Source organism: Isoptericola halotolerans, assembly GCF_003003075.1.
GTDB lineage: Bacteria > Actinomycetota > Actinomycetes > Actinomycetales > Cellulomonadaceae > Isoptericola > Isoptericola halotolerans_A.
On the sequence record NZ_PVTX01000008.1, the window covers coordinates 154893 to 169715 of the forward strand.

The window sequence follows — 14823 nt, forward strand, 5'->3', positions numbered from 1 at the left end:
CGGCACGTTCACGCGGCCTTCAGGTCCTTGCGCAGGATCTTGCCGGCGGCAGACTTCGGGATCGCGTGCGTGAACTCCACGAGCCGGATCTTCTTGTACGGAGCCACCTTGGCGGCCACGTACTCCATGACGTCCTCCGCGGACAGGTCGGCACCGTCGGCGCGGACGACGAACGCCTTGGGCAGCTCCTCGCCCTCGCCGTCCGGCACGCCGACGACGGCGGCGTCGGCGATCTGCGGGTGCGCCACGAGGAGCGCCTCGAGCTCCGCGGGCGGCACCTGGTAGCCCTTGTACTTGATGAGCTCCTTGAGCCGGTCCACCACGTAGAACACACCGTCGGCATCGACGGTGACGATGTCGCCCGTGTGCAGGAACCCGTCGGGGGTGATGGTGTCCCGCGTCTCCTGCTCGTTGCCCAGGTACCCGACCATGACGTTGGGCCCGGCGCACAGGAGCTCGCCGGGTGCGCTCATCCCCTCGGCCGGCTGCTCGATCTCCTCGCCGGTCGCGGGGTCGACGACCTTGGCCTGCATGTTGGCCACGAGCAGCCCGATGGAACCGGGCGAGATGTCGGTCCGGTCGGCGGGGATGGTGTGCGAGACCGGTGACATCTCGCTCATGCCGTAGCCCTGCATGACCCGGGCGTGCGGCAGCCGCTGCGCGACGACGGCCGCGAGCTGCTCGTCGAAGGGTGCCGCTCCCGACATCATGAGCCGGACGCTGGACAGGTCCGCCTCGAGCGCGAGCGGGTGCTTGGCGACCGCGAGGGCGATCGGCGGCGCGACGAAGAGCACGGTCGCCCGGTGCTCGGCGATGATCCGCAGGTACTCGGGCAGGTCGAACCGCGGCATGGTGACCACGGACGACCGCTGGTAGATGGCGCCGTTCATGAGCACTGTCATGCCGTAGATGTGGAAGAACGGCAGGACCGCCGGGATGACGTCGTCGGCGTAGAGCGGGATGTAGGGCTCCGCCTGCAGCACGTTGGCCACGAGGTTGCGGTGGGTGAGCATGACGCCCTTGGGCAGGCCGGTGGTGCCGGAGGAGTACGGCAGCACGGCCAGGTGCGTGGCGGGGTCGAAGGACACGTCGGGCGCGGGCGCCCCGGACGTGAGCAGGTCGCGCAGGCTCGGGTGCCCCGGGGCCCCGTCGAGCACGATGACGTCCTCGGTGTCGAACCCGGCGACCTCGGCACCCTCCGCGGCCTGCGCCAGCAGCGGCGAGACGGTGAGGAGCGCCTTGGCACCGGAGGCGACGAGCTGCTTGCCGACCTCGGGACCGGACGCGAGGGCGTTGATGGTGGTGACCGTGACACCGGCGCGCAGCAGGCCGTGGAAGACGCTGACGAACGCGGGGACGTTCGGGCTGTGCAACGCCACCACGTCGCCGGGCTCGAGACCACGGGCCGCGATCCCGCCGGCGACCGCGTCGATGTGGGCGCGCAGGGTGCCGTAGGTGGTCTTCTCACCGGTGGGGCCGTCGACGAGGGCGATTCTCTCGAGGTCCTCACCGGTCAGGTCGGCGAACAGGAAGTCGTACAGGCTGACGTCGGGAATCTCCACGTCTGCCTGAGGGCTGCGGATGACCAACGGTGGCTCCTCTCGTCGTTGCGGTCCTCGTCGACCGCTCTGGCAGCAGCGTAGCGGACAAGACCGACCGGACGGTATGCCGGCTGCCGACCGGTTGCCCACGGGTGGTGGTTGAATCGACGGATGGCCGCCGACCCCGCATCCTTCACCGACCGCCAGGTCCTCTCCGACGAGCTGCTCGCGACGATCCGCGGGCGCGCCGCGATCCACGACCGGGAGAACTCGTTCTTCACCGAGGACCTGGCCGACCTCGCAGCCACCGGCTACCTGCGGGCCATGGTGCCCGCCGACCTGGGCGGCCACGGCCTCACCCTGCGCGAGACGATCCGCGAGCAGGCGCGGCTCGCCGGCGCGGCACCCGCCACCGCGCTCGCGGTGAACATGCACCACGTCTGGGTGGGGGTGGCCCGGTACCTGCACGAGCGCGGCGACGGCTCGCTCGACTGGCTGCTCGCCGAGGCGGCCCGCGGCGAGGTCTTCGGGTTCGGCTACTCCGAGGCCGGCAACGACCTCGTCCTGCTCGGCTCACGCACCGAGGCGCGGCCCGACGGCGAGGGCGGCTACCGCTTCCACGGCCGGAAGATCTTCACCTCCAACTCCCCCGGCTGGACCCGGCTCGGCGTGATGGGGTTGGACGACACGGATCCGGACGACCCGCGGATCGTCCACGCCTTCATCACCCGCGACGGCGGCGGGTTCCAGATCCTCGACGACTGGGACACGCTCGGGATGCGCGCCTCGCAGTCGTGCACGACGGTGCTCGACGGCGCGCACGCCCCGGCCGACCGGGTGATGCGCCGGCTGGTGCCCGGCCCCGGCCTCGACCCGTACGTGCTCGGCATCTTCACCAGCTTCGAGCTCCTGCTGGCGGGCGTGTACACGGGGATCGCGGACCGGGCGCTGCACCTCGCCGTCGAGGCCGCCGGTCGCCGCACCTCGATGAAGACGGGCAAGGCGTACTCGCAGGACCCGGACATCCGGTGGCGCATCGCGTCGGCGGCGCTGGCTCTCGACGGGATCTGGCCGCAGCTCGACCAGGTGGCCGGCGAGATCGACGCCCTGGTCGACCGGGGCGCCGGGTACTTCCGCGCGACGGCGGGGCTCAAGGTCCGGGCCACGGAGACGGCGCGGTACGTGGTGGACGAGGCGATCCGCTGCTCGGGCGGCTCGACGTACTTCAACCGCTCCGAGCTCGGTCGGCTCTACCGCGACGTGCTGGCCGGGATCTTCCACCCCAGCGACGACGAGTCCGCCCACGCCCAGGTAGCCCAGTCGCTGCTCGGCCCCGTCGACGCGGGCTGAGGCCCGGCGCCCGCCAGCGACCGACGCTCGGCCCGTGGACGGTGACGGACGTCACGCGACGTCTCGTAGGATCCCCGCATGACCCTCAGCCGCGGCACCGTCGCCCGCTACGCCGTCGGATCCGTCGGCACGGGTGGCTTCGGCACCCTGCCCGGCCTCGTCCTGGTCTACTACCTCACGGACACGCTCGGGGTGGCGGCTCTGATGGCCGGCCTCATCGTCACGATCGCCAAGGTGTGGGACGTGGTCATCGACCCGGTGATCGGGGCGGCCAGCAACCACGACCGTGCCCGCCACGGCTCCCGGCGCCGGCTCATGGCGGCGGGCGGGCTCCTGCTGCCCGTCTTCTTCGTCCTGACCTTCGCCGTGCCGGCGGCGTGGAGTCCGGCGGCCGGCGCGGCCTGGGTGCTGCTGGCGTTCCTCTGCGCGGCGACCGCCTTCTCGCTGTTCCAGGTGCCGTACATCGCCCTGCCGGCCGAGCTCACCGACGACTACGACGAGCGCACCCGCCTGCTCACGGCCCGCGTGGTCGTCCTGACGGTCGCCATCCTCGCGTTCGGCGGCGGGGCGCCGGCCCTCCGCTCGGTGGTGCCGGACGAGCACACCGGCTACCTCGTCATGGCCGCCGTCGCCGGGCTCGTGCTCGGCGTCTCGCTGCTCGTCTCGGCCGGCGTGGAGCACGGTGCCCGACGGCGGCACGCCCGGTCGCGGGTGAGCCCTGCGGCCGCGAACGCCGCACCCGCGACCGGGGCGCCGTCGTCGGCCCGGTGGCGCAGCGTCGGTGGCGCGTACCGCGACGGCTTGGCGGTGCTGAGCACGAACCTGCCGTTCCGCATGCTGCTGACCACGTTCGTGCTGCAGGCGCTCGCGACGGGCACGATGCTCGCCGGTGCGCAGTACGTCGCCCGCTGGGTGCTGGGCGACGAGGCGGCGGTGACGCTGCTGTTCGCCGCGCTGGTCGGCCCGGCCGTCGTCTTCGCACCGGTGTGGGGCGCTGTCGCGCGCCGGGTCGGCAAGGAACGAGCCTTCCGGATGGCCTCGACGCTCTTCGCGCTGGCGGCGTTCTCCCTGCTGGGCATGGCGTGGGCGCCCGGGGCGTGGGTGTACGCGGTCGTCGCCGTCGCAGGCGCCGCCTACGCGGGCCTGCAGTCCCTGCCGATGGCGATGCTGCCCGACGTGGTGGCGCACGACGCCCGCACCCGCGGACCGGGTCGGGCCGGCACGTTCTCCGGCGTGTGGACCGCCGGGGAGACCACGGGCTTCGCGCTCGGGACGGCCGTGCTGGCGCTGACCCTCGCCGTGACCGGGTACGTCACCTCGCAGGCCGAGCAGCTCGTGGTGCAACCGGACAGCGCCGTCCTGGGTATCGTGCTCGCGTTCTCCGTGCTGCCCGCCGCCCTGGTGGCGGTCAGCCTGGTCACCCTGCGTCGCTACCCGCTGCGCCGGGCCGACATCCACGCCGCGGGACCCGCGGCCGTCCACGAGGAGCCCGCATGAGGTTCGCCGCATCGCCCGACGACGTCCTGGCCCGGCTCGCGACCCTGCGCGAGCACGACGCCCCCACGCACGGCGGCCACGTGCTGAGCTACGTGTACGACTCGGGCGAGCCGGAGCTCGACGAGCTCGCCGCCGCGGCGATCCGCGCCATGCAGCCGGTCAACGGCCTCGACCCCACCACGTTCGGGTCCGTGGCCGCGCTGGAGCGCGACCTCGTGGCGTTCACGCGTGAGCTGCTCGGCGGTGAGGTCGACGGTGCGGACGGCGGCGAGCCCGTGGTCGGCACGGTCACCTCGGGCGGCACCGAGAGCTGTCTGCTGGCGGTCAAGGCCGCGCGGGACGCGTGGCTCGCCGCCCACGGAGCCGTGCCCGGTACCGCGCGCCCCCGCCTCGTGGCGCCCGTGACGGTGCATGCCGCCTTCCAGAAGGCCGCCCACTACTTCGGCCTCGAGCTCGACCTGGTCCCGGTCCGCCCCGGCGGCGCGGTGGCGGCGGACGCCGTCGCCGAGCGGCTCGCCGACCGTCCCGACGACGTCGCGCTCGTCGTCGTCTCCGCGCCGTCCTACCCGCACGCCGCGCTGGACCCGGTCGCCGAGGTCGCCGCGGTCGCCGCCGCCCACGGCGTACCCGTCCACGTCGACGCGTGCATCGGAGGCATGGCCCTGCCGTTCTGGCCCGACCTGCCCGACTGGGACCTGCGCGTGCCCGGCGTGACGAGCCTGAGCGTCGACCTGCACAAGTACGGCTACGCGCCCAAGGGTGTCTCGGTGCTGCTGCACCGCGGGCGGGAGCGCCAGCGCGGGCAGTACTTCGCCACCACCCGCTGGCCCGGGTACCCGGTGGTCAACCCGACGCTCCTCGGGTCCCGCTCCGGCGGTCCGCTCGCCGCGGCGTGGGCGATCACCAGCGCCCTGGGGACCGACGGACTCGGCGACCTCGCCGAGCGGGCCCGCCGGGCCACGGACGAGCTGCGCGCCGCCGTCGGGCGGATCGAGGGGCTGCGGGTGGTCGGCGAGCCGGTCGGGCCGCTGTTCGCGGTCGCGGAGGACGACGCGGTGCCCGCGGCCCGCCGCGTGGACCCGCACGTCTGGGCCGACGCCGTGGCCACCCGCGGCTGGGTGCTCCAGGCCCAGCCCGCGCACCGTCAGGCGGACGGGACGGTGCTGCCGCACACCACCCACCTGACGGTCACGCCCGTCACGGCCCGCGTGCTGGACGAGCTGGTCCCGGCGCTCGTGGCGGCGGCCGACGAGGTGCGGGGCGTCCCGCGGCCGGGTTCCTCGCCGCTGCTGGGCGGCCTGGCGGGGCTCAGCACCCTCGACTCCGACACCGCGGCCGACCTGCTCCGGACCATGGGGCTCGACGCGTCGCGCATCGGCGACGACGGTCCCGGCGTCGGGCCGATGGCCCCTCTGCTCGCTGCGGTCGAGGCCCTGCCCGCGCCGGTCGCCGAGCGGCTGCTGACCGAGCTGCTCGGGCGGCTGGTCGAGCCGCGCTGACCGGACCGACGCGGGATCGACGGCGCCCGCACCGTCCGCGCACCCACGTACCCTGACGCCATGACGCACGAGCACGCCGAGACCGTTGCCCCGCACTCCCCCGCCACCGTGGCGGTGACCGCCGGACGGCCCCCGCGGGTGCAGGGCGGCCCGGTCAACGCGCCGGTCGTCCTCAGCTCCACCTACGTCTCCCAGGGCGTCCCGGGGAGCGAACAGCTCTACACCCGCGGCGGCGCGGAGACGTGGGAGCCGTTCGAGTCGGCGCTCGCCGCGCTGGAGGGCGCTGCGCACGGCGTCGTCCTCGGCTCGGGGATGGCCGCCGTCGCCGCGGCCCTCGGTGACCTGCCGCCGTCCGGCGTCGTCGTCGTACCGCGGCACGCCTACCAGGTGACGTTGGGCTACCTCGACGACCTGACGCGACGGCACGGCCTCGAGGTGCGGCGGGTCGACGTCGCGGACACCGACGCGGTGGTCGCCGCGCTCGACGGCGCCGACCTGCTCATGGCCGAGTCCCCCACGAACCCGATGCTGGAGGTCGCCGACCTGCCCGCGATCCTCGCCGCCGCCCGGGACCGTGGTGTGCCGTCCGTCGTCGACAACACCTTCGCCACGCCCCTCGGGCAGCGTCCGCTGGACCTGGGTGCCGACGTCGTCGTGCACTCGGTGACCAAGTACCTGGCCGGCCACTCCGACGTCGTCCTCGGTGCTGTCGTGACGAACGACGACGAGGCCGCCGCGCGGATCCGGGCCTACCGCACGCTGCACGGTGCGATCGCCGGGCCGATGGAGGTGTTCCTCGCGCTGCGCGGCCTGCGCACCCTGCACCTGCGCGTGGAGCGCGCGAACGCCAACGCCGCCGAGCTCGCGCGGCGCCTCGCCGACCACCCGGCCGTCGCCGAGGTCCGTCACCCCTCGCTGCCGTCGGACCCGGGGCACGAGCGGGCGGCGGCGCAGATGACGTCGTTCGGCGCCATCATCGGCCTGCGGCCGGTCGGTGGACGGGAGGCCGCCGACGCCGTCGTCGCCGCGGTCCGGCTCTGGGTGCCGGCGACCTCGCTCGGCGGGGTGGAGTCCGCCCTCGAACGCCGCCGCCGCTTCACCACCGAGTCGGTGACGGTGCCCGAGGACCTGATCCGCATGTCGGTCGGGGTCGAGGACGTCGAGGACCTGTGGGCTGACCTGGCCCGCGCGCTGGACGGCCTGCCCGCCTAGGGTGAGGGCCGGGGGCCGCTCCGGGCTCCCCGGACCCCTGGAGGACCTCATGCGCGCGACGCAGCACCGCCGAGCAGGACGGGGGGCGGCCGCCGCGGTCGCCCTCGCGCTGACGGTCGCCGGCTGCGGCGGCGGGGCGGACCTGCCGGGCTACGGGGGCGGCGGTGGCGCCGCGACGGAGACCACGACACCGTCGGAGAGCACGCCTAAACCGTCGGACGAGGCCGGCACGGCGACCCCCGAGGCATCACCCGACGCGTCGCCCGAGGACGGCGGCGGGACCTTCGAGGGCGGCACCGCCGTCGCGACGGGCGAACCCGGGGGCGACCAGCTGCTCACCGTCACCGACGTCGCCGTGGAGCCGCAGGACGGGTTCGACCGGGTCACCTTCACCCTCGACGGCAGCGGCACACCCGGCTGGCGGGTCGAGTACGTCGACGAGGCGCTCGACCCGGGCAAGGGCGACCCCGTCGAGGTCGACGGCGACGCGGTGCTGCAGGTGGTGATCCTCGGTACGGCGATGCCGATGGACTCCGGCGTCGAGGAGTACGACGGCACGCCGGTCGAGCCCGACGACGCGGAGTCCGTCGAGGAGGTCGTCTACCGCTTCGTCTTCGAGGGGCAGACGACGGCCTTCGTCGGGGTCGACGGCGAGCCGAAGCCGTTCGCCGTGTCCGTCGAGGAGGACCCGACGCGCCTCGTGGTCGACGTCGGCCACTGACGGCCGGCCACGGAGACCAGCCACCGGGACCGGCCAGGTCAGTCCGCCGCGCTCTCGGCCTTCTGCGGGCGCGACAGGAGGGCGCGGGCCATGTCGTCCACGGACATCCCCTCGTACAGCACCGCGACCACACCGGCGGTGATCGGCATGTCCACCCCGTGCTTCTGCGCCAGCTCCAGCACCGACCGGGACGACTTCACGCCCTCCGCCGTGGTGCCGGTAGCGACCAGCGCGTCGTCGAGGGTCATGCCCTGCCCGATGTACTTGCCGAGGGTGTGGTTCCGGGACAGCGGTGAGGCGCACGTCGCCACCAGGTCGCCCATGCCGGCGAGGCCCGCGAACGTCTCCGGCTGCGCGCCCAGCGCCCGGCCGAGGCGGGTGATCTCGACGAGGCCACGCGTGATGACCGTCCCCGAGGTGTTCCAGCCGAACCCGCGACCCTGGCCCATCCCCACGGCCAGCGCGATGATGTTCTTCACCGCGCCGCACAGCTCGACGCCGACGACGTCCGAGTTCGTGTACGGGCGGAAGTAGGAGTTGGAGCACGCCTCCGCGGCGAGGCGCGCGTTGGCCTCGTCGGGGCAGGCCACGACCGTCGCCGTGGGCTGGCGGGTGGCGATCTCCTTGGCCAGGTTGGGGCCCGAGACGACGACGACCCGGTCGAGCGAGATGTCCAGCGCCTCGGCGATGACCTGGCTCATGCGCTTGTCCGTGCTGAGCTCGATGCCCTTCATGAGCGAGACCACCACGGCGTCGGGCTCCACGTGCTCGCGCAGACCCTCCAGGGTCCGGCGCGCCACCTGGGACGGGATGGCGACCACGACGACGCGGGCACCGGACAGCGCCGCGGCGGCGTCCGTCGTCGCACGCATCGCGGGCAGCTCGACGCCCGGCAGGTACTTGGCGTTGCGGCGCTCGTCCGCCACCTCGCGGGCCACGGCCTCGTCGCGACCCCACAGCGTGACGTCGCACCCGGCGTCGGCCATGACCATCGCGAAGGTGGTCCCCCAGGACCCCGAACCGAGGACGGCGGCCTGCAGGGCGCTCACGGGCGCTCCACCGGTGGGTAGGTCATCTTCTTCACCTCGTAGTCAGGGTGCTTGCGCAGGTCGAACCGGTGGGCCGGCGGCTGCTCGTCGCGCAGGTCGGCGAGCAGCACGGTGATCGCGTCCATGACGCGGTTCATCACCTCGCGCAGCGTGGCCGCGTCCTGCGGGCGCTCGTACAGGTCGGACAGGTCCACGGGCGGACCCGCGACGACCTGCACCCGCTTGCGGGGGAACAGCCTGGGCAGCTTGCCGTAGCGCGGCAGGATGTCGACGGCTCCCCACTGGGCGACGGGCACCACGGGCAGCCGGGTGGTCAGGGCGATGCGGGCCAGGCCGGTCTTGGGCTCCATCGGCCAGCAGTCGGGGTCCCGCGTGAGCGTGCCCTCGGGAAAGACCGCCACGCAGGCACCGTCCCCGAGCTCGTCCCCGGCGCGCTGCAGCGAGCGCGCCGCGGCGGCGCTCCCCCGGTCCACCGGGATCATGTTGGTGCCCCGCAGCACGGAGCCGACCACCGGTGCGGTGAACAGGCTGCGCTTGGCCAGCACGCGCGGTTCGAAGCCCTGGTCGAACAGGTAGTGCACGAACGTCAGGGCATCGAGCTCGGTGACGTGGTTGGCCGCGGCGATGAAGCCGCCCTCGGCCGGGAGGTTCTCGCTGCCGCTCCACTCGTAGCGGCACATCGAGAACATCAGGGGTCGGACGATCTTCGCGATGACGCGATAGAGGCGCGACTCAGGTCTGGCGGGTGGCACGGCCACAGAGCCTACCTGCCCGACGGCGGCACGGGACGCAGCGCGTCCGGCTCCCGCCGGGCAGGTCGCACCCGACCTCAGCCGCGCGAGACGTCGGCGCCGAGGGCGACGAGCTTGTCCTGGAACGACTCGTACCCACGGTCGATCAGCGAGATACCCCGCACCGTGGAGGTGCCCTTGGCCGCCAGCGCCGCGATCAGGTGCGAGAACCCACCCCGCAGATCCGGCACCTCGATGTCCGCCGCCGCCAACGGCGTCGGACCCGAGACCACCGCCGAGTGATGGAAGTTGCGCTGCCCGAACCGGCAGTCGCCCCCACCCAGGCACTCCTTGTACACCTGGATCGTCGCGCCCATCTGTCGCAACGCCTCGGTGAACCCGAAACGGTTCTCGTACACCGTCTCGTGCACGATCGACAGCCCCGTGGCCTGCGTCAGGGCGACCACCAGCGGCTGCTGCCAGTCCGTCATGAACCCGGGGTGCACGTCCGTCTCCAGCACGATCGGACGCAGGTCCCCACCCGGGTGCCAGAACCGGATCCCGTCGTCCTGCACGTCGAACTGCCCACCCACCTTGCGGAACGTGTTCAGGAACGTCATCATCTCCGGCTGCGTGGCGCCCTTGATCGTCACGTCACCACCGGTCGCCAGCGCCGCCGACGCCCACGACGCCGCCTCGATCCGGTCACCCAACGCCGTGTGGTTGTACCCCTCGAGACGGTCCACACCCTCGATCCGGATCACCCGGTCGGTGTCCACCGAGATGATCGCGCCCATCTTCTGCAGCACTGCGATCAGGTCCATGATCTCCGGCTCCGTCGCCGCCCCCGACAGCTCCGTGATGCCCTCGGCGCGCACCGCCGTCAACAACAGCTGCTCCGTGGCGCCCACCGACGGGTACGGCAACGAGATCTTCGTGCCCTGCAACCGCCGCGGAGCGCGCAGGTGGATCCCGTTCGGGCGCTTGTCCACCACCGCACCGAACTGCCGCAGGATGTCCAGGTGGTAGTCGATCGGACGATCCCCGATCCGGCAGCCACCCAGGTCCGGGATGAACGCCTCACCCAACCGGTGCAGCAACGGACCGCAGAACAGGATCGGGATCCGCGACGAGCCCGCGTGCGCGTCGATGTCCGCCACGTGCGCCGACTCCACGTTCGACGGGTCCAGGTCCAGGATCCCCGCGTCCGGGTCGTACTTCACGTTGACCCCGTGCAGGTCCAACAACCCCGAGACCACACCCACGTCACGGATCTGCGGCACGTTGCGCAGCACGCTCGCCGACTCGCCCAGCAACGACGCCACCATCGCCTTGGACACGAAGTTCTTCGCGCCTCGCACCGAGATGGTGCCCTGCAACGGCGTCCCACCGTTCACGTACAGCAGATCAGTCATAGCTCGTCGTCGTCCTGTCCTCGCGGAATTCGCAGCACGGTGGTGCTGCTCTCGGTGCGGGCCCGCCCCGGCTCGCGTGGCGCGTGGTGCGCAGCCCGACCGATCCTGCCCCCGCAGGCCCGGTGGTGCCAACATCCGGCGCACCCACCGTATTCACGTTCACCACACCTTCACGCGGTACACGCCGACTCGCGCGGGGGCGCGCTGGTCTTCACCGGATCGCGACGTACCGGGGACGCGGCCCTCAGGCGCGCTCCGGGCGCGCCGGGTCGCGGCCGCCGGCGTCCAGGCGGAAGGGCGGGTACACGTCCGTCATGAGCGCGGCGTAGACGGTGACCCGCAGCACCCAGCGGTGCATGCCGAGGACGAAGTCGAACACGCCGTGCGGGTACGTGCCACGGAAGAGCAGGACCACCGCGGCGACGAGGACCAGGAAGCCGATGAGACCGGGGGTGGACGGCCCGTCCTGGACGACGACGCCCTCGGAGGTGATCGTCGTCGTCGACGTGCTGGTGCCGACGAACAGGGCGACGACGACGTAGTGCGGCAGCGCGAGCAGCCACCACTTCACGAGGACGAGGCCGCGCGAGAGCCGACCCGGCTCCTCGACCTCGAGCCGCGCCGGGTAGTCGGGGACGTCGGCGAGCGTGAACGGCGGGTACCGGTCGGTCCCGAGCACTCCGTAGGAGTAGTACGCCACCCGCCAGCTCCAGCGCAGGACGCCCACGTTGAACCGGAAGATCCCCGAGGGGTAGTGCGCGGTGAAGAGGATGCCGAAGAACGCGACGAGACTGAGCACCGCGAAGGCGATCCAGAGCCCGACGAGCACCACGACGTGCGGCAGGACCAGGATCCACTTGACCAGCCACAGCCACCGGGACAGCGGCTCCGGTGGGTCGGCATCGACCCGGACGATGTTGCGGACGAGGCCGATCCCGGCCGGTGGCTGGACTGCCATGTCTCGCTCCTTCTGCTCGTGATCGCGTCCCGCGCCCGGTCACCGGGCCGGGCTCCGCGTCCTGCTGCCCCGGGCCAGCCTGACCAGCGCCACGACGATCGCGACCACGCTGCCGACCATCCCGGCGACGAGCAGCACCCGGAGCACGGTGTCCCAGGGAAAGGTCTGGCCGGTGAACTCGAAGGGGAAGACGTTCCACACGGCGATGGTCGCGACCAGTCCGACCGCGGCCGTCACGACGTCACCCAGCGCGCGCAGCCACGGGGGGTCCGCGACCAGGTACCCGAGGTTGGCGACGATGCCGACGACGATCGCGGCGTCGACCTCGCCGAGCACCTCGGCCGTCTCCGGCGTCAGGAACGGGACGGACTCCCATCCCGGCCACCCGTGCACGAGGACGAGGAGGAGCACGTTGACGAGCACGCCGAGGACGTAGCCGACGCGCCGCGCAGCCGCGGTGGTGCCTGGCCCGGTGGGGCTGTCGCTCGACGGAGCGTCCATGAGACGTCGACCTCTGGTGGTCACGTGCACGGTGGTGTCAGGGGAGCGACACCCGGCCGGCCTTCATCTTGGCGAGCGAGTACTTCTCGAACGCCACCTTGAACGCGTGGTTCTGCGGTCCCGGGACCATGACCGCCGCCTTGCGCGGGGGCAGCATGTGGTCGGCGACCATCGCGACGCCGTTGTTGCCCGCGTCCATGACGCACAACGCCGGGATCTTGGCGAACTCCTTGGCGACCGTCGGCTCCTCGCCGCGGACCTGCGAGACGATGTTCTTGGCCGCGACGTGGGCCTGCTGCTCGCTGGGGAAGCCGGTCTTCGGGATGCCCGTGGCGACCTGTGTGGTCCACGGCACGGGGACGGCCGCGGCGATGCCGACGGCGTACACGTCGTCCCAGCGCTCGGACTGGTAGGTGGGCCGCACGGGGACGTACCCTCCGGCGTCCACGAGGTCCGGGGTCTTGGCGAGGAAGTCCTGGCCACGGAACGGCGGCACGATCATCGCGAACCGGTAGTCCAGCTCGCGTCCGTCGTCGAGCACGACGGCGTCGGGCCGGATCTCCGACATCGACTGGTTCGCCTCGACGGTGATGCCCTCCTTCTTCGCGAACATCTTCATCAAGGTCCTGGCGCCGGGCATGCCGTCGATCCCGAAGTGGCCTGCGTAGGGCTCGGAGGTGACGTAGGTGAGCTTGACCTTCCCGTGCAGGCCGGCCCGGCGCAGCTGGTACGAGGTGTTGAACAGGAACTCGTAGGCCGCGCCGAAGCAGCTGGCGCGCTGGGTCGCACCGATGACGACGTCACCCGGGTGGTCGAGGAACCGGCGCCAGGCGTCGTAGGTGCGTTCGGCGTCCGGGAGCGTGGTGATGGTGGGCGTCTCGGACATCCCGGGGACGACGTCGAGGTCGTTCCGGTAGCCGGTGGCGATCACGAGGTAGTCGTAGTCGAGATCCCCCTCGGTGGTCTCGACCCGGTGGGCCTCGGGGTCGACGTAGGTGGCGGCGCCGTGCACGAAGGTCGCACCACGCTTCTCGAGCGTGGGAGCGACCGGGAACGAGACGTCGGTACGCCCCCGGCGGCCGAACGGCAGCCAGATGAGCGACGGGTTGAAGACGAACTTGTCCGACGGCGCCACGACGGTGACGTCGGCGTCCCGGCCGAGGTGCGACCTGATGGAGAGAGCGGCGGTCAACCCGGCGAAGTTGCTACCGAGGACCAGGACACGAGCGGACATCACGGGCTCCTTCGCCGGACGGTCCCCCCGGTACTTTCACGTTAGCACCGGGCGACCGCACCGGCGCGAGGTCGCGCTGGTCCTCATCGGGTCCCGAGGTACCGCGACACGAGCTCGGCACCGATCCGGGCGAGCTCGGCGCGAACCTCCGGCGGCCCCTCCACCACGATCCCGTCGCCCCAGCCCGCGAGGTGGCGAGCGACGTCGAGCGGCGTCGGCGCGCCGACGCGGACGCGGGCCACGCCGTCGTCGGCCATACCGTCGCCCGCCACGACCTCGACCTCGACGTGCCGCCCGAACTGGGCGCGCAGGACCCCGACGTGTCGCTCCGGGACCCGGACCGTGGCCCATGTCGTCGAGCGCAGCGCCTCGACCTCCTCGACGACCCGCGCCCACACCGCGGCGAGGTCGAGGTCGGCCGGGACCTCGGCGGCTTCACCGGTGACCTCCGCCTCGGCGATGCGGTCGACCCGGTAGGTGCGCGGCCCGCGCTCCGTCCCGGCGACGAGGTACCAGGTGCCGTCCTTGTCCACGACACCCCACGCGTCGACCACGCGGTCCGACGTCCGCCCGGTGGCGCCGGTGTACCGCAGCCGGACGCGTCGCCGCCGGACGACGGCCTCCCGCAGGGCGTCGAGGTGCAGCGCCCGCTGCCGAGCGGCAGCACCCCAGCGCTGGTCGTCGACGACGGTGGCGACGGCCGCGGCCTCCGCCTCGGCCCGGAACGGCGTGGGCAGCGCGCGGACGAGCTTGCGCAGCGCGCTGCTCGCCTCGCCGTCCGCGGCCGTCGCGGGGCCGGCGAGGAGGAAGAGGGCACGAGCCTCCGGTGCGGTGAGGCCGCTGAGGTCGGTCCGGGCACCGCCGAGCAACGACCACCCACCGCCCCGGCCGCGCTGCGGGTACACGGGTACCCCGGCGGCGGACAACGCCTCCAGGTCGCGGCGCGCCGTGGCCACCGACACCTCGAGCGCGGCGGCGAGCTCGGCCGCGGTGACCCGTGGCCTCGACTGCAGGTGCAGGAGCACCTGGATGAGTCGGTCGGCACGCACCTGTCGAGAGTCCCACGAAAAGCGGTCAGGAGGTGAGCACTTTGGCGACCAGCATGGTCTCGACGG

General features: G+C 72.8%; 13 protein-coding genes. 5 read left to right on the plus strand and 8 right to left on the minus strand.

Annotated elements, in window-relative coordinates:
* Positions 1-8: 8 nt before the first annotated feature.
* The gene (locus BCL65_RS12655) at positions 9-1562 is read right to left on the minus strand and encodes an AMP-binding protein (RefSeq protein WP_243401038.1); all 1554 of its coding nucleotides are present in this window, start codon (positions 1560-1562) and stop codon (positions 9-11) included.
* 150 nt (positions 1563-1712) lie between these two features.
* Here BCL65_RS12655 and BCL65_RS12660 point away from each other — a divergent pair, with 150 nt between their 5' ends.
* The 5 genes from BCL65_RS12660 (at position 1713) to BCL65_RS12680 (ending at position 7820) form a co-directional block, all read left to right on the plus strand.
* Entirely contained in the window at positions 1713-2891 is a 1179-nt protein-coding gene (locus BCL65_RS12660; protein WP_106268569.1) for an acyl-CoA dehydrogenase family protein, read from the plus strand.
* A gap of 78 nt (positions 2892-2969) precedes the next feature.
* On the plus strand, positions 2970-4388 hold the full coding sequence (locus tag BCL65_RS12665; protein WP_106268571.1) for an MFS transporter: 1419 nt from the start codon (positions 2970-2972) through the stop codon (positions 4386-4388).
* Positions 4385-5887: a pyridoxal phosphate-dependent decarboxylase family protein gene (locus tag BCL65_RS12670; protein ID WP_106268573.1), complete on the plus strand. Its 1503-nt coding sequence runs from the start codon at positions 4385-4387 to the stop codon at positions 5885-5887. Before BCL65_RS12665 ends, BCL65_RS12670 begins: the two co-directional genes overlap by 4 nt.
* Before the next feature lie 60 nt (positions 5888-5947).
* On the plus strand, positions 5948-7099 hold the full coding sequence (locus tag BCL65_RS12675; RefSeq protein WP_106268575.1) for a trans-sulfuration enzyme family protein: 1152 nt from the start codon (positions 5948-5950) through the stop codon (positions 7097-7099).
* A gap of 49 nt (positions 7100-7148) precedes the next feature.
* Positions 7149-7820, plus strand: coding sequence for an AMIN-like domain-containing (lipo)protein (locus BCL65_RS12680; RefSeq protein WP_106268576.1), 672 nt, complete (start codon positions 7149-7151; stop codon positions 7818-7820).
* Positions 7821-7858: 38 nt separating this feature from the next.
* Here the strand turns inward: BCL65_RS12680 and BCL65_RS12685 are convergent, their stop codons facing one another.
* From BCL65_RS12685 to BCL65_RS12715, 7 genes are all read right to left on the minus strand, one after another.
* The gene (locus BCL65_RS12685; protein WP_106268728.1) at positions 7859-8860 is read right to left on the minus strand and encodes an NAD(P)H-dependent glycerol-3-phosphate dehydrogenase; all 1002 of its coding nucleotides are present in this window, start codon (positions 8858-8860) and stop codon (positions 7859-7861) included.
* A 5-nt stretch (positions 8861-8865) separates the two neighbouring features.
* Positions 8866-9621: a lysophospholipid acyltransferase family protein gene (locus BCL65_RS12690; RefSeq protein WP_106268730.1), complete on the minus strand. Its 756-nt coding sequence runs from the start codon at positions 9619-9621 to the stop codon at positions 8866-8868.
* Positions 9622-9698: 77 nt separating this feature from the next.
* Positions 9699-11015, minus strand: coding sequence for a UDP-N-acetylglucosamine 1-carboxyvinyltransferase (murA, locus tag BCL65_RS12695; RefSeq protein WP_106268578.1), 1317 nt, complete (start codon positions 11013-11015; stop codon positions 9699-9701).
* 244 nt (positions 11016-11259) lie between these two features.
* On the minus strand, positions 11260-11973 hold the full coding sequence (locus tag BCL65_RS12700; RefSeq protein ID WP_106268580.1) for a DUF4389 domain-containing protein: 714 nt from the start codon (positions 11971-11973) through the stop codon (positions 11260-11262).
* A 39-nt stretch (positions 11974-12012) separates the two neighbouring features.
* A complete protein-coding gene (locus BCL65_RS12705) occupies positions 12013-12474 on the minus strand; it encodes a hypothetical protein (protein ID WP_106268581.1) in 462 nt (153 codons plus the stop codon).
* Between the two features lie 37 nt (positions 12475-12511).
* Positions 12512-13708 (minus strand): NAD(P)/FAD-dependent oxidoreductase, encoded by a 1197-nt coding sequence (locus BCL65_RS12710; RefSeq protein WP_106268583.1) that lies wholly within the window; start codon positions 13706-13708, stop codon positions 12512-12514.
* Between the two features lie 83 nt (positions 13709-13791).
* Positions 13792-14757, minus strand: coding sequence for a helix-turn-helix transcriptional regulator (locus BCL65_RS12715; protein ID WP_106268585.1), 966 nt, complete (start codon positions 14755-14757; stop codon positions 13792-13794).
* Between the last annotated feature and the right edge of the window lie 66 nt (positions 14758-14823).

Bases quoted from the DNA above. Each gene is read 5' to 3' on its own strand.
- BCL65_RS12660 (WP_106268569.1), top strand. From the start codon at position 1,713: ATGGCCGCCGACCCCGCATCCTTCACCGACCGCCAGGTCCTCTCCGAC.
- BCL65_RS12665 (WP_106268571.1), top strand. From the start codon at position 2,970: ATGACCCTCAGCCGCGGCACCGTCGCCCGCTACGCCGTCGGATCCGTC.
- BCL65_RS12670 (WP_106268573.1), top strand. From the start codon at position 4,385: ATGAGGTTCGCCGCATCGCCCGACGACGTCCTGGCCCGGCTCGCGACC.
- BCL65_RS12675 (WP_106268575.1), top strand. From the start codon at position 5,948: ATGACGCACGAGCACGCCGAGACCGTTGCCCCGCACTCCCCCGCCACC.
- BCL65_RS12680 (WP_106268576.1), top strand. From the start codon at position 7,149: ATGCGCGCGACGCAGCACCGCCGAGCAGGACGGGGGGCGGCCGCCGCG.
- murA (WP_106268578.1), bottom strand. From the start codon at position 11,015: ATGACTGATCTGCTGTACGTGAACGGTGGGACGCCGTTGCAGGGCACC.
- BCL65_RS12700 (WP_106268580.1), bottom strand. From the start codon at position 11,973: ATGGCAGTCCAGCCACCGGCCGGGATCGGCCTCGTCCGCAACATCGTC.
- BCL65_RS12705 (WP_106268581.1), bottom strand. From the start codon at position 12,474: ATGGACGCTCCGTCGAGCGACAGCCCCACCGGGCCAGGCACCACCGCG.
- BCL65_RS12710 (WP_106268583.1), bottom strand. From the start codon at position 13,708: ATGTCCGCTCGTGTCCTGGTCCTCGGTAGCAACTTCGCCGGGTTGACC.